The sequence below is a fragment of the Dyella ginsengisoli genome, from assembly GCF_044904665.1.
GTDB classification, from domain to species: Bacteria; Pseudomonadota; Gammaproteobacteria; order Xanthomonadales; family Rhodanobacteraceae; genus Dyella_A; species Dyella_A ginsengisoli.
On record NZ_JADIKM010000004.1, the window covers coordinates 120,011 to 134,256 of the forward strand.

12 protein-coding genes are annotated in these 14,246 nt (G+C 70.3%); 5 read left to right on the forward strand and 7 right to left on the reverse strand.

Features of this window, described 5'->3' with window-relative positions; translation table 11 throughout:
- Positions 1 to 35 precede the first annotated feature (35 nt).
- A complete protein-coding gene (locus tag ISP17_RS14865; protein WP_404634550.1) occupies positions 36 to 1,313 on the forward strand; it encodes an MFS transporter in 1,278 nt (425 codons plus the stop codon).
- Positions 1,314 to 2,393: 1,080 nt separating this feature from the next.
- On the opposite strand, the gene ISP17_RS14870 is transcribed toward ISP17_RS14865, so the two are convergent.
- Both ISP17_RS14870 and ISP17_RS14875 read right to left on the reverse strand, forming a co-directional pair.
- Positions 2,394 to 3,647 carry an alkaline phosphatase family protein gene (locus tag ISP17_RS14870; RefSeq protein ID WP_404634552.1) on the reverse strand — a complete coding sequence of 418 codons (1,254 nt, stop codon included), beginning with the start codon at positions 3,645 to 3,647 and terminating at the stop codon, positions 2,394 to 2,396.
- 122 nt (positions 3,648 to 3,769) lie between these two features.
- Complete coding sequence (locus ISP17_RS14875) at positions 3,770 to 5,032, reverse strand: alkaline phosphatase family protein (protein WP_404634554.1); 1,263 nt, start codon at positions 5,030 to 5,032, stop codon at positions 3,770 to 3,772.
- Positions 5,033 to 5,091: 59 nt separating this feature from the next.
- On the opposite strand from ISP17_RS14875, the gene ISP17_RS14880 reads away from it, so the two are divergent.
- Complete coding sequence (locus tag ISP17_RS14880; RefSeq protein ID WP_404634556.1) at positions 5,092 to 5,526, forward strand: hypothetical protein; 435 nt, start codon at positions 5,092 to 5,094, stop codon at positions 5,524 to 5,526.
- Between the two features lie 66 nt (positions 5,527 to 5,592).
- On the opposite strand, the gene ISP17_RS14885 is transcribed toward ISP17_RS14880, so the two are convergent.
- The 5 genes from ISP17_RS14885 to ISP17_RS14905 all read right to left on the reverse strand — a co-directional run bounded on the left by ISP17_RS14885 (position 5,593) and on the right by ISP17_RS14905 (position 10,327).
- Positions 5,593 to 7,032, reverse strand: a complete 1,440-nt coding sequence (locus ISP17_RS14885; protein ID WP_404634558.1) for a nitrilase-related carbon-nitrogen hydrolase — start codon at positions 7,030 to 7,032, stop codon at positions 5,593 to 5,595.
- Positions 7,016 to 7,597: a TetR/AcrR family transcriptional regulator gene (locus ISP17_RS14890; protein WP_404634560.1), complete on the reverse strand. Its 582-nt coding sequence runs from the start codon at positions 7,595 to 7,597 to the stop codon at positions 7,016 to 7,018. The genes ISP17_RS14885 and ISP17_RS14890 overlap by 17 nt, the downstream gene beginning before the upstream one ends.
- Before the next feature lie 72 nt (positions 7,598 to 7,669).
- Entirely contained in the window at positions 7,670 to 8,176 is a 507-nt protein-coding gene (locus ISP17_RS14895; protein ID WP_404634562.1) for a methylated-DNA--[protein]-cysteine S-methyltransferase, read from the reverse strand.
- Positions 8,173 to 9,669 carry an AlkA N-terminal domain-containing protein gene (locus ISP17_RS14900; protein ID WP_404634916.1) on the reverse strand — a complete coding sequence of 499 codons (1,497 nt, stop codon included), beginning with the start codon at positions 9,667 to 9,669 and terminating at the stop codon, positions 8,173 to 8,175. The genes ISP17_RS14895 and ISP17_RS14900 overlap by 4 nt, the downstream gene beginning before the upstream one ends.
- Positions 9,670 to 9,823: 154 nt before the next feature.
- Positions 9,824 to 10,327, reverse strand: coding sequence for a YybH family protein (locus ISP17_RS14905; RefSeq protein WP_404634564.1), 504 nt, complete (start codon positions 10,325 to 10,327; stop codon positions 9,824 to 9,826).
- A 135-nt stretch (positions 10,328 to 10,462) separates the two neighbouring features.
- Between ISP17_RS14905 and ISP17_RS14910 the strand changes: the two genes are divergently transcribed.
- The 3 genes from ISP17_RS14910 (at position 10,463) to ISP17_RS14920 (ending at position 14,219) form a co-directional block, all read left to right on the forward strand.
- The gene (locus ISP17_RS14910) at positions 10,463 to 10,894 is read left to right on the forward strand and encodes a DUF3429 domain-containing protein (protein ID WP_404634566.1); all 432 of its coding nucleotides are present in this window, start codon (positions 10,463 to 10,465) and stop codon (positions 10,892 to 10,894) included.
- A gap of 116 nt (positions 10,895 to 11,010) precedes the next feature.
- Complete coding sequence (locus ISP17_RS14915) at positions 11,011 to 12,438, forward strand: S41 family peptidase (protein WP_404634568.1); 1,428 nt, start codon at positions 11,011 to 11,013, stop codon at positions 12,436 to 12,438.
- A 200-nt stretch (positions 12,439 to 12,638) separates the two neighbouring features.
- On the forward strand, positions 12,639 to 14,219 hold the full coding sequence (locus ISP17_RS14920) for a tetratricopeptide repeat protein (RefSeq protein ID WP_404634570.1): 1,581 nt from the start codon (positions 12,639 to 12,641) through the stop codon (positions 14,217 to 14,219).
- Positions 14,220 to 14,246: the final 27 nt, after the last annotated feature.

The following is a 14,246-nucleotide window of genomic DNA, read 5'->3' on the forward strand; positions in this document are numbered from 1 at the left end:
GCGCCCGGCCTGCATCGCCTGGCGATGCCTCCACAATGTCCACCTCGGCAACTCCCGCCGGCCCCGCGGCCGACGCCTCGTCCACCGCGATCCGCCACGGCACGCCGGCGTTCCACCGCACCAACCTTGCGCTGTTCGCCGCCGGCCTGGCCACGTTCGGCCTGCTGTACTGCGTGCAGCCGCTGATGCCGCAGTTCAGCCACGACTACGGTGTGAGCGCGGCAACCAGCGCGCTGTCGCTGTCTCTCACCACCGGCGTGCTCGCCTTCGCCATGCTGTTTGCCGGCGCGCTGTCCGATGCGGTGGGGCGCAAGTCGGTGATGGCCGCCTCGCTGCTGTCCTCGGCGGTGCTGGTGCTGGCCACCGCGCTGGTGCCGGACTGGCACATGCTGCTGGTGCTGCGCACGCTGCTCGGGCTCACCCTGAGCGGCCTGCCCGCGGTGGCGATGACATATCTGAGCGAGGAGATGCACCCCGATTCCATCGGCCTTGGCATGGGCCTGTACATCGCCGGCAACGCGATCGGCGGCATGGGCGGTCGACTGGTGGCCGGCGTGCTGGCCGATTACTTCGGCTGGCGCGTGGGCGTGGCCACGGTGGGCGGCATCGGGCTGGTGTCGGCGCTGCTGTTCTGGGCGAGCCTGCCGCCGTCGCGACATTTCGTGCGCCAGCCGCTGCACCTGCGCAGCCTGCTGGCGCGCTTCGCCGCGATGTTCCGCGACGCCGCGCTGCCGTGGCTGTTCGCCACCGGCTTTTTGCTGCTGGGCGCGTTCGTCACCGTCTACAACTACATCGGCTACCGGCTGCTGGCGCCGCCGTATTCGCTGAGTCAGACGCTGGTCGGCGCGATCTTCAGCGTGTACCTGATCGGCACCTTCAGCTCCGCGTGGATGGGCCACCTGGCTGGCCAGCTGGGACGGCGCAAGGTGCTTTGGACGGCGTTCGCGCTGATGCTCCTTGGCGTGGCGCTGACCGCGCTCACCTCGCTGTGGCTGATCGTGCTGGGCATCGTGGCGATCACCTTCGGCTTCTTCGGCGGCCACTCCATCGCCAGCAGCTGGGTCGGTCGCCGCGCGGGTGCGTCCAAGGCGCAGGCTTCGTCGATGTACCTGTTCTCGTACTACATGGGATCGAGCCTGGCGGGTGCCGGCGGCGGGCTGTTCTACGCGTCGCACGGGTGGCACGGCGTGGCTGCGTTCGTCGGTGCGCTGGTGCTGGCCGGGCTGCTGGTGGCGTGGCGGCTCTACCGTGTGCCGCCATTGGTCAACGTGGCGACGCCGCCCACGCCGACCAGTCAGGGGGCGATGCCCTGAGTGAGCTGTGCCTGCGGCGTGATCGGCGCGTCCACGCCGCGCTTCGCCGACCGCCATAGGCCCACGCTTCTCACCACACGCCACACGCCCTCTTGCCGTCATTCCCGCGAACGCGGGCTCGCGGAGGCAGGAGCCGAAGCGGACGCCGAAGGCGGTCCGAAGGACGACCGCAGGAGCGGTCGCCATCCACCTTGATCTTGACTCTTTTGCGCTAGGCCGGATCAAAAGCGAAGAGCATTTCGTCCTCCTGCGGAGGGCGAGTCACTTCTCTTTGCTTGGCCAAAGAGAAGTAACCAAGAGAAAGGCCACCCCGCTTCCGCGCCTCCCGGGCCGTTGGCCCGGGAGGTTCGCGTCCGGGCTGCGGGGTTTGTCGACAGGGCATCCTGCCCTGACGCCAAACTGGCCAGCATCCATGCCGGCCACCCTTCGGGCTTTTCCTCCGCCCGGCCGCCGCTGCAGAGGGGAGGGAAGGTCAAAAGCAGCGCGCTATGCGCGCCCAGGCTCGGCGATCGCTGACGCGATCACCATCGCTTTTGCCTGGGTCTGCGCCCTCGCCCTCGCCCTCGCGTTCGCGTTCGCTGTTGCCGTAGCCGTAGCCGTAGCCGCAGCCGCAGCCGCAGCTCTCACCTGTGCCCTTGCTGTCGCCTTCGCTTTGGCTTTGCCGTTGCCGTTGCCGTTGCCGTTGCTGTTGCTGTTGCTGTTGCTGTTGCTGTTGCCCCTGCTTTTGATCTCCACCTCCCTTGTGAGGCAGTGAGTCGTGGACGATCAGGCCCGCAGGGGCATCGGCAGGGATGCCGATGCCTTTTCGTCAGTGCATGGATGCACTGTCGAAAAGCCCGGCCGCGGCTCACGGACTTGCCGGGCGTAGCCCGGCAAGTGCCGAGGAGGGTCGCCTTCTCTTTGGTTACTTTCTCTTGGCGACCCAAGAGAAAGTGACTCGGGCGCCGAAGGCGCACGAAAGCCTTTGCTTTTCCCTTGCACGTTTACGAGTGGTGCCAGCGAGTTGTAACTAGAGCCCGCACGTCAAGAGGACCAGAGAGGTGAGCGACCACCTGCCATCACCGCCCGGTCTCGCGCGCCTCACCGCGCCCCCGGCGCCAACATCTCCTCCACCGCCCGGTAGTCCCCATCATTCGGCGCCGGCGTGATGTGCAGCAGGTGGGTCATCAGCGGATAGACGTCCACGTTCGGGAATTCCTGCACCACCAGGTGCTGGCGGAACGCCGGGCCGTGCGCCAGGAACAGTGCGCGCATCGCCGGATCGGCATTGTCGAAGCCGTGTTCGCCGTAGATCGGCTTGCCGTGGTGGAGCATCGTGGTGGTGTTGCTGGTGATCAGCCAGCCGACCTGGGCCAGGCAGAACAGCGGCGGTACGCGCGGGTTGTGTCCGTAGTGCAGGTGGGCGGGAATTTGCGCCTTCTTCCAGCACTGCATGTGCCTGTGCGGCTTGAGCAGGGCGGCCTCGACTTCCGCCTCGCGACCCGGCGCCGGGATGATTCCGGAGATCGCGCCCGTCGATACCACGCGCGCATGGCCCGGGGTGATCAGGTCGTCGAGGAAGATGCGCTGGTTCGGCGGCGTCGAGGCCATGCCGTGGTCGGCGACCACGATCAGGTTGATGCGATCGAACAGGCCGCGCTGCTTCAGCCCGGTGACCAGGCGGCTCAGCGCGCTGTCCACTTCGCCGATGGCGGCGTTGGTTTCCGGCGCATCGGGGCCGTAGTAGTGGCCGGCGGTGTCCACCGCCTCGAAGTACAGCGTGAGCAACTGCGGCCGCCTGGCGGCGGGAAGATCCAGCCAGGACAGCAGCTTGTCCACGCGCGCGTCGTACGGCATGTCGCCGTCGTAGGTGAGCCAGTGCTCGGGGCGTACGCCGTGGATCGCCGCCTCGGAGCCGGGCCAGAACATGGTGGCGGTGTGCAGCCCCTGTTTTTCGGCGGTGACCCAGATCGGCTCGGCCTCGTTCCACCAGCGGCCGTCGCCCACCGCCTGGCGATTGCCCAGGGTGAAGCTGCCCAGCGTCGGGTCATACATCGCGTTGTCGACGATGCCGTGGTTGTCCGGGTAGCGACCGGTGACCAGGGTGTAGTGGTTGGGGAAGGTCAGCGAGGGAAACGAAGGCTCCATCGCCTGCGCCCGCACGCCGTCGCTGGCCAGGGTGGACAGCGTGGGCGAGATGCCGCGATCGAGGTAGTCGGCGCGAAAACCGTCGATCGATATCAGCAGCAGTGGCGCGGGCGGTGCGGCGTCGGCCTGCACGGCCGGATGCTGCGTGGCGCAGCCGGCGAGGAGTGCCAGCGCGGCGCAGGAAATCCATCGGGAGAGCAAGTTCATGGTGGGGCAGGTCGGATGGGGGAGCGGCGCATGATGTGCGAGCACCTGCGCCGCGTCATTAGCCCGATTGGCCTATGGCGCTTCGATGTGCCGATGCGCTGCGCAGGCTTCGAGCCGCCCGCTCAGCGCGCCGCCGGCACCAGCATGTCCTTCACCGCGTCGTAGTCGCCGTCGTTCGCCGCCGGGGTGACGCCCAGCAGGTGCGCCATCAGCGGATAGACATCCACATTCGGGAACACCGCGTGCCGCACGCCGCGCTCGAACGCCGGACCGTGCGCCACGAACAGCGCCTGCATGTGCGGGTCGGCGTTGTCGTAGCCGTGTTCGCCGCGCATGTGGTCGTTCGGATGCCGGGCGAGGTAGTGACGCGTGGTGATCGTCCAGCCCACGTCGGCCAGGCACAGCAGCTGCGGCACGCGCGGGTTGCGGCCGTAGGCGAGGCGGGCCGGCACGCGCGTCTTGTCCCAGCACTGCATGTGCTGCTGCGGCTGCTCCATGCGCGCCTCGATGGCGGCGAAGTCCGCCTCGTGGCCGGCCTTGGGATTGAAGCCGGCGAGCACGCCGGTGGTGACGCGATCCACCCGGTCCAGCGGCAGCAGATCGTCGAGCACCACGGTGTGGCCCACCGGCACGTCGGCCATGCCGTGGTCGGCCAGCACGATCAGGTTCATGCGGTCGAGCAGGCCGCGCCGACGCAGGCCGGCGATCAGTCGGCCCAGCGCCTCGTCGGTGTCGCGCAGCGCCTGGTTCACCTGCGCCGAATCCGGGCCGTGGTCGTGGCCGGCGTGGTCCACCGCGTCGAAGTACAGCGTGAGGAAGGTCGGTCGCTGCCCGGCGGGAAGATCGAGCCAGGCCAGCACCCGGTCCACGCGCTGATCGGGCGTCACGCCGCCGTCGTAGGGCCGCCAGTGATCCGGGTGCATGCCGTGGATGTCGGCCTCGGTGCCGGGCCAGAACATGGTGGCGGTCTTCAGCCCCGCGCGGTCGGCGGTTTCCCACAGCGGCGTGGCCTCGGCCCACCAGCGGCCGTCGCTCACCGCGGCGCGATCCTTCAGCGCGAAGTGGCCCAGCGCGGGGTCTTCCATCGTGTTGTGCACGATGCCGTGGTGGTCCGGGCGCAGGCCGGTCACCAGCGTGTAGTGGTTGGGAAAGGTCAGCGAGGGAAACGAGGGCTGCATGCCGTCGGCCCGCACGCCGTCCTTCGCCAGCGCCGCGAGGGTGGGGCTGAGGCCGCGGTCGAGGTAGTCGTGGCGGTAGCCGTCGATGGAGATCAGCAGCAGCGGAACGTGCGAGGCCGGCATCGCCGCGCGCGGCACCGGCGCCTGGGCGCAGCCTGCGACAACCAGCAGCAGCGAGCTGGCGAGTAGACGGAACAGGAATTTCATGCGTTGGAACCTAGGATCACGAACATGGCAACGCGCCATGATCGCGCATAGGTGTGACGATGACATCTCGCAATCCTTTCATCTGGCCGCTTGCCGCGTCGGTTCTTGCGATCGCCGCCTGCGCACCGGCATGGGCGAGCCAGAACCAGCCCACCACGCCGCCGCCGCGACCGGTGCTGATCCAGCCCACCGCCGCGCAGCAGCGCTTCCGCCAGACGGTGCAGCAGAACCAAGTGCGCGACCAGCTGCGCAAGAACCAGGTGGAGCACCAGCTGCGGCAGGAATCGATTGAGCGCACCCGTCGCCCCGCGTCGAGCAGCAGCACCGCCAACGACCCGCAGGTCGACAAGGCACAGCAGGCCCAGGACCAGCTCTACCAGGCACAGCAGCGCGATCGCGTGCAGCGCTACAGCGACGCGCTGCTGCCGCAACCGGTGCCGCAGGCAACCAAGGCCAGTGCGCCGGCGCACAGCTCCAGCAACGGCGGCGGCTGATCGGCGGTCTACGCAGCCCCTCGCGCACTGGCGTCCCGTTGACGCGACGGCGGGCGAAAGAAGGGTTCAGCCGCCGCTGCGGCTTTCCGTGCGCCGCGGCATCACGGCCAGCACCAGCATCGCCGCCAGCGCGGCCAGATCGGCCCAGACGAACCAGTCGCCCCAGCGGCCATACAGCGTGTGCGTCTCGCGCAGCGGCAGCTCGCCCACCAGGTCGGCGTCGTGCTGCTCGCTCGACGCCTCGGCCATCACGCGGCCGCGGTCGTCGCTCAAGGTGAGGCGGCCGGAGCGCGCCGCGCGCGCGATCGCGAAGCCGCTCTCCACCCCGCGCATGATCGCCATGCGGCTATGCAGCCAGCCGTCGATGCTGAAATCCCACGCCGGCACCAGCAGCAGCTGCGCATCGCGCATCGCATACGCACGGCCGATGTCGTGAAAGTCCATGTCCTTGCAGATCGCCAGGCCGATGCGCGGCGTGCCGTGCAGCAGGCGATAGTCCTCGCCCGGCGTGTACTGCTTCTCGAAGCCCGGGATCAGGTGTTGCTTGCTGTAGGTGAGCGGCATCGCGGCACCCGGCGCGAACGCCATCGCCATGTTGCGTTCGGCGCGTGGATCGCCGGTGAAGTCGATGCCGGCGTCGAGGATGAGGCCGTGGCGCTGCGCGGCGTCGGCGAACGCGGGTACGGTCGCCTCAGCCGTGGCGAATGCGGTCTCGGGGATCACCACTACCTGCGCGCCGGCCGCCCCCAGGCGATCGATCGCCGCCATGTAGCGCGCCTGCAGCGCCTGTCCGTCGGCGTCGTGCAGGGCCGGCCGGATCGGTTTTTCCAATGAGACCAGCCCCACCCGCACGCGCGCCGTGGTCGGGGCCTGCAGCCGCCAACTGCCGAAGCCGAGCGTCGCCACGAGCAGCAGCACGCCAACTGCCGCCACCGCCATGCGCCCGCGCCGCGACACCTGCGGCGCGGCCAGCACCGCCACAGCGGCCGGCACCAGCAACAGCAGAAAGCTGATGCCCCACAGCCCGGTGAGCGCCGCCAGCTGCAGGATCGCCAGCGCATCCATCTGCGTGTACGCGATGCTGCCGAACGTGCCGTGCGGCGAGAGCTGCGTGTTGATGTATTCGATCGTCACCCACAGCGCGGGCGCCGCCAGCGCCGCGGCGATATGTCGACCGCGCGTGAGCAGGCGACGGAACAGCAGCACGCACAGCGCCAGCATCAGCCCCGGCCCGGCGACCGCCGGCACGATCGTCGACATCGGCAGGCCGATATAGCCGTGCAGGTAGCTCCACTGGTTCAGTCCACCCAGCGCGTACGCCGCGAATGCCGCCAGCGCGGCCCAGCGGCGGCGCACGCGCGGTGCCAGCAGCAGCACCGGCAGCGGCGCCAGCCAGGTCAGCCACCACTGCGGCGCCAGGCCGCTGCCGAACCACCAGCCCAGCGCCGACAGCGCTACTGCGGCCAGGCCCAGCGCCAGCCCCTTGCGATCAAGCCTTGATGCCATCGATCACCCTCCGCAGCGATGCGAGATAGAAGGCGCGGAACTGCGCCTCGTCGTAACTGAAGCGGCCGGCGCGATACAGCGCGATCAACCCGTGCGAGTGCGCCCACAGCGTCATCGCCACGTCCCATGGATCGTCCTTGCGCAGCACGCCGCGGCGCATGCCGTCGTCGATCGCATCGGCAATCACGGTGAGCGTGGGCGACTGGCGCTCGCGGAAATCTTCGGGAAATCGGCGCGCGTCGTCGCGGCGCAGCGAGAACGCGTGGTCGAACAGGTGCGGGTTGGCCAGCGCGTAGTCGAGGTAGGGGACGAGCAGCGCCTGCAGCCGCTCCAGCACGTCCGGGTGCGTCGCGTGGGCCGCCCACTCGTGTGCGATCGCCTCGAAGCTGTCGTCGGACAGGCGCTTGAGCAGCGCCTCGCGGCTGGGAAAGTGGCGGTAGATCGCCATCGGCGTGATGCCCACCGCGTCGGCCACGCGGCGCATGCTCACCGCGTCGGCACCGCCGCGCTCGAACAGCTTCAGCGCGGCGCGGCGGATTTTTTCGGCAGTGGTCAGGCGTGGCATGTATACACTGTATACGTGCAATTTCCGGGGCGTCAACGTGCCGTTCGGCACACGGCCGGCGGCGAGTTGCCGTCAACCGCCGAACAGGTCGCCCTGCGCCACGCGCCGTTCCATCGCCAGCAGGTACTGCTTCACCGGCAGGCCGCCGCCGAAACCGGTGAGGCTGCCGTCGGCGCCGATCACCCGATGGCACGGCAGCACGATCGGCAGCGGATTGCGCCCGTTCGCCGCGCCCACCGCGCGCACCGCCTGCGGCTCGCCGATGCGCCGCGCCACCTCGCCGTAGCTCTGCGTGGCGCCATAGGGAATGTCCGCCAGCGCGTGCCACACGGTGAGCTGGAACGGCGTGCCCACCGGATGCAGCGGCAGCTCGAATACCTGCCGCGTGCCGGCGAAGTATTCCTCCAGCTGCTCGCGCGCAAACTGCACCGCCTGCGGCGCGCGTACCCAATGCGGCGCGGCGCGCTTCGGGTGTCGTTCGGTCTCGAACCAGATCTGCCGCAGCCCGTGCTCGTCGGCCACCAGCCGCAGCGGGCCGACCGGCGAGGGCATCTCGTCGAACCAGATCGCGCCGCTCATCGCTTGGCTCCGGCGGCCACGGCGGCCTCGCCCACGCTGCGCCACAAATGCATCACGGCGTAGGCGCGCCACGGCCGCCACGCCTCGGCGCGTTGCTCCAGTGCGCGCGTGCTCAGTTCGTCCGCACCCGGCGCCGCCGCGCGACGCAGGATCAGGTCTGCCGCGGGGAACGCATCGGGGTGGCTCAGCGCGCGCATCGCCATGTAGTGCGCGGTCCACGCACCGATGCCCGGCAGCGCCACCCAGCGCTCCACGAACGTCTCCAACGGTTGCTCCGGGCGAAAGTCGATGCGCCCGTCCAGTAGCGCCTGCGCCACCGCGCGGATCGTTGCGATGCGCGCACCGGTGATGCCCAGCGTGCCCAGGTCCGCCTCGGCCAGTTGCGCCGGGGTGGGGAAGATCCGCTCCAGCCCCGGCAGCGGCGCATCCGCCAGCGGCGTGCCGAAGCGCTGCACCACGCGCGAGGCCAGCGTGCGCGCCGCGGCCACGCTCACCTGCTGGCCGAGGATCGCGCGCACCGCGATCTCGAAACCGTCCCAGCCGCCGGGCAGGCGCTGGCCCGGATGCTTTTTCGCCAGCGGCCCGAGCACCGCATCGCGCTTGAACACCGCGGCGATCGCCTGCGGCGAGGCATCCAGGTCGAACATGCGGCGCAGCCGCGTCACCACGCCGAGCAACTGCGCCGGGGCCACGCCGTGCAGTTCCAGCTTGAGCGCGTGTTCGCCCTGTGGCCACGCACTCAGCCGCAGCCACGACGGCTGTGCGGGGTCGCCGAACACGCGCGCATAGCCGCTGTCGTCCACCGCCTCCACGCCGGGCAGCGCACGGCCGCGCAGAAACGCCAGCAGCGCGGCGAAGTCGTACGGCGGGCGATAGCCCAGCCGCAGCACCAGCGGCGCGCCGAGCGGCGCACGCGGCTGCCGCCGCAGCTCGCGTGGTGCGAGCCGGTTCGCCTGCGCGAACGCCGCGTTGAACCGGCGCAGGCTGCCGAACCCCGCCGCCAGCGCCACCTCGGTCACCGGCATCGCCGTCTCGGTCAGCAGCTGCTTGGCGAACAGCAGGCGCCGCGTGGTGTGCACGCTCAGCGGCGGCACCCCCACGTGCTCCACGAACAGTCGCCGCAACTGCCTTGCGCCCAGCTCCACACGCGCGGCCAGTTCATCCACCGAACCGGTTTCCAGCGCGCCGTGCTCGATCAGCGTCAGCGCCCGCGCCACCACGTGGCCGCCGCGCTGCCAGTCGCCGTTGCCCGGCGCCAGCTCCGGCCGGCAGCGCAGGCACGGCCGGAATCCGTCCGCTTCGGCCGCCGCCGCGCTCGCGTAATAGCGCACGTTTGTCGGCTTCGGCGACGGTGCCGGGCACACCGGCCGGCAATAGATGCGCGTGCTGGTGACGGCGGTGAAGAACAGGCCGTCGAAGCGGGCGTCGCGACTCAGCCGGGCGCGCTCGCAGGTGCGCGCATCGGGCAGTGCAGAGGGCAGGGGAGTGTCCATGCCGCGCAGGCTAGCACCGCGCAGCGGGGCAAACTCGCCGTTTTCGGACATGGATGCTGATGGGCAGGCGGCCGCGGATTTCAGCTCGCTTCACGGCCTGTGGCATCGCACTCCCGGGCGACGCGGCGACACCGCATCATCCGCACCGCCACATCTACGGCGCCGCAGGACATGCCTTGTCCACGCCCTGCGAAAACGCTGCCAGCGCCGCTGCGTCCGCCGGTCGCCCGCCATCCCCGCCGTCGAACTGCACCCGCCACGCGCCGTCGCGTCCGCGCCGCCACACCGTGCTGAAGCGGCCGATCGCGGTCTGCGACTGCCCGGCCTTGTCCGTCGTGGTCAGACGGTACGGGCCGCTGGACAGCGCCAGCCGACCGTCCGCACTCACCACCTCGTTGGCCGGCTGCCAGTCCAGCTGCAGCTCCTTGCCCGCGATGATCGGCGCCCACGCCGCCGCGATTGCCTCGGCGCCGCGCACGGGATGTGCGGTGTTCGCGTCGAACACCGCGTCGGCGGTGAGGAACGTACGGAACGCCACCGAGTCGTGCTCGCGCACGCTGCGAGCGAACGCCTGTTCGCGCTGCCATACCGTGCAGCGCAGTGTGACGGGGGCGGCGGGCGCCGCGGCAGCGGCGAGCAGGGCGGCAAGCACGATCATGGCGGCGGCTCCTCGGTGACGGTGGCCGCAGCCTCCGTCGCACGCCCCTGCGACGCCAGTGCCGCTTGGGCCAGTGCGGGCGCTTCGGTCATCATGCGCCACGGGTCGGCACGGTGCCGGCCAGGAGTGCCCCGCATGATCGATTCCTCCAAACCGCCGTTGCCGCGCGGCATGCTCGCGCTGGGCTGGAGCGGCGTGCTGCCGTTCGCCGGCGCGCTGCTCGCCGCGTTCGTGTGGCCCGCGTGGGCCGGCTTCGCCGCGGCGGTGTTCGTGTCCTACGGCGCGGTGATCCTCAGCTTTCTCGGCGGCGCGCGCTGGGGCCGCGGCCTCGCCGGCGGCGTGTCGCCGCTGCGCTTCGTGGAATCGGTGATGCCCAGCCTGATCGGCTTCTCCGCGCTGCTGCTGCTGCACGCGCCGCTCTACGCGCTGGCGCTGCTCGCCGCGGGCTTTGCGATCTGGCTGGTGATCGACCAGCGCGATCCGTTATGGACGGCCCCCTACCGCCGCATGCGCCTGGGGATCAGCCTCGCGGTGCTGGCGCTGCACGCCGGCTGGCTGCTGGTGTAAGCCGCAGCGTTTCACGCCGCAACGATTTGCGAATCGACGCGGCTCCCGCCCGAACGGCTGGCGTCCCCCTTCGGCCCGGCGTACTTTCGACGCTTCACCAATGTCGAGGGAACGCCATGGGTCGCTGGATGCGATGGGTCGGAATACTGGTGGGGCTGCTCGGCGTGCCGGCCATGGGCATGGCGCAATCCGGGGCCGGATGGATCGTCACCGGCTCGGGTCGCACACACTATGTGGTGCAGGGCACCGGCGATCCGCGTGACGCGCAGGGCGCGAGTGTCACCCTGCGTGGCGACGATCCGCTGCCCGGCCAGTTCGGTGCCTCCGGCCTCGTGCTCAACGCGCTGCCGTATCGCGGCCACCGGCTCACGCTCACCGCGGATCTGTCCACCCGCGACGCCGCCCAGGGCGCGCTGATCTGGCTGCGCGTGGACGGTGGGCGACCTTCGGAGGCGTTCGCCAACTCGCAGCTGCAGCCGGTGTTCGGCACCACCGCCGCGGCGCATCGTGAAGTGCAGGTGGACGTGCCGGACGACGCCGAGAAGATCTTCCTCGGCACCGCGCTCACCGGGGCAGGGGAGGTCAGCACCACCGATCTGCGCCTTACCTCGCGCGTGTCGCCCGCGGTGCACATCACGCCGCTGAGCATGCTGAATGCCGCCATCGAGATCGTGCGCGCCCACGCCCTGCGCGCCGCGCAGGTGGACTGGCCCACGCTGGAACCCAAGCTGCGCGCCATGGTGCACCCCACCGGCGCGGCGGCCGACGCGTACCCCGCCATCCGCCAGTTGCTGGCTGCGCTGGGCGACCACCACAGCCACCTGCAGCCGGCCGCCACCGCACAGAAGCTCGAGCACGGCGGCTTCGCCTCCTCGTCGCCGAAGGTGCAGGCGCTGCCCGGCCAGCTCGGCTACATCGACATGCCCGGCTACAGCGGCATGCAGGGTGCGGCGCGGCGGGCCTTCGTCACCGGCGTCATCGGCGACATCACCCGCGTGCAGCCGCAGGCGCGCTGCGGCTGGGTGGTGGACCTGCGCCACAACCCCGGCGGCAGCATGTTGCCCATGCTCGCCAGCCTGCGTCCGCTGCTGGGCGAGGGCGTGCTCGGCGGGTTCCGCAACGCGCAGGGCCAGGTGTATCCGCTGCACGCCGCCAGCCCGCTCGATCCGGACCTGCCGAAGGGGCCGGCACTGGAGCACGCGCGAGTCGCCTTGCTGCTGGGGCCGCGTACCGCCAGCTCCGGCGAGGTGGTGGCCGTCGCCTTCCGCGGCCGGCCCGGCACGCGCTCGTTCGGCCAGCCCACCGCGGGCCTGAGCACCGGCAACAGCGGTTTCCGCCTGCCCGACGGCAGCGAGATCTTCCTCACCACCTCGGTCGACGTGGATCGCACCGGGCAGGCCTACGGCGAGCGCATCGCGCCCGATCAAACCGTACTGGCCGAGGCCACCGCCGAAGGCGACGCCACGCTCGACGCCGCGCGCCACTGGCTCGCCGGCGCGTGCGGTGCACTTGCACAACAGGTTGCCGCCAGCTCAAACCTATAACGGCGCGCCCCTTGCCGGGTATCGGGCAGGCGTGTCTGAGGCACGCCTGCCAGGGGCAGCGCATCGCAGGTTCTTTCGCCCTCGTGCCAGTGCGTCCCGGTCGCCCAAAACGCCACGCTTCGAAACGGCCGCCCTGCTATGTTCCGTCGCGGGGCCAACAGGGACAGGGGGAGCGCATGGCACGCAGGGGAAGAGTGGCGATGGCCGCGACCGTCGCGGCGACGCTGGCGCTGGCTGGCTGGTGGCTCCACGGAAGCGTGACTGCACCGGCAACACACCCCGCGCTCGCCAGCGCACCCGCTCAGCCACCGGCGGCCGCGTCCGCGGCTCAGCCACCCCCGCTGCGCTTTGAGCCGTTCACGCAGACCCAGGTGGATCAGTTCCTGAGCCAGGCCCGCAAGGTCGAAGCGATCAACGATCCGCTGCAGCGCTGCCTGGCCTACCCGGACCCTCCCGGCAGCCACTGGAACGCCGACGCGGTAAAGGCCTACTGCCACTACCGCTACCAGCCCGGCATCAGCTTCGACGAGGCGCGTCGCCTGATCGAGCGGGGTCACGCCGCGGAGCTGGATCGTCAGCTGGCCGATGCTCTGCACCAGCAGCTCACCGATCCCGCCGCGCGGGGCATGCTCGACCACATCTACCAGAACGCCTTCGACGACGGCTCGTTCGACATCCGCCCCACGCTCGACGCGTGGAAGCGGCAGTCGCCCAATAGCGCCTTTGCCTATGCCGCCAGCGGCATGGCCTATGCGCGGATGGCGGCCACGGCGCGCGGCGAAAAGTTCATCAGCGATACCCCGCCCGACGCGATCCTGTCCATGGATCGCCTGGCCCAGGAGGCCGATACCGATCTTCGCCACGCGATCGCGCTCGACCCGCGCCTCACGCCGGTCTATGCGTCCATGATGGATATCGGCCGCATGACGCTGGGGCGCGACTACGCGCTGCAGGCGCGCGAAGCCGGGCTGAAGATCGCGCCGGCCGACTTCCTTCTGTATGCCACGGCCAATGTGATGGCCGAACCCAAGTGGGGCGGCACACCGGGAGAGCTCGAAGCGTTGCGTCGCCTTGAGCTGTCGCACGCGGCGCAGAACCCACTGCTCTACCTCAACGCCACCGACGTGCGGCTGCGCGAATTCAACTTCTACAGCTGCCGCTGCGACACCCCGCCGGAGCTGGCCCTGATGATGCACACGCTGCAGGACGTGGCCTCGTTCGACCCGCTCGACTCTGCCGGCCAAAGCGCGGACACGGCGCAGCAACACACGCTGGCCGCGGTGTATTACGCCGAGGTGATCCGCTTTGCCAATCGTCCCAATGACCGGCTCAGCCGCGCATTTGCGCTGGTTCCGCTGGGCTACCCAAGCTGGGCGCGCGACGAGATCAGCGCCGTGGCGCCGCAGCTGCCGGGCAAGGGCGCCGTCTATCGCGGCCTGGGCTATGCCGACTTGGAGCTGGAAGAAAACACCCGGGCCACCGGCGAGCTCGAGCAGGCGGTGCGCCTCGACCCCACCGATAAATGGTCGTGGGAATCGCTGGGCCTGATCTATGGCGGCACCGGGCAGTGGGACAACGCCTGGGACGTCGCCGATCAGCTGATCCGTATAGAGCCCGATGCCCCCGATGGTTGGCAACTGCGCGCGCAGGTGCAGATGGAGCAGCCCCGCGCCGGGCTGGCCGACACGGTGCAGGCGTTTGCAGAACGCTTCGGCGATCGGCCCGACCAGCAGGCCGCGCTCAACCGCATGCGCGACGCGCTGGCGCACCTCAAGCACTGAGCCCTTGCCGCACTGCCGCTTTCCGCC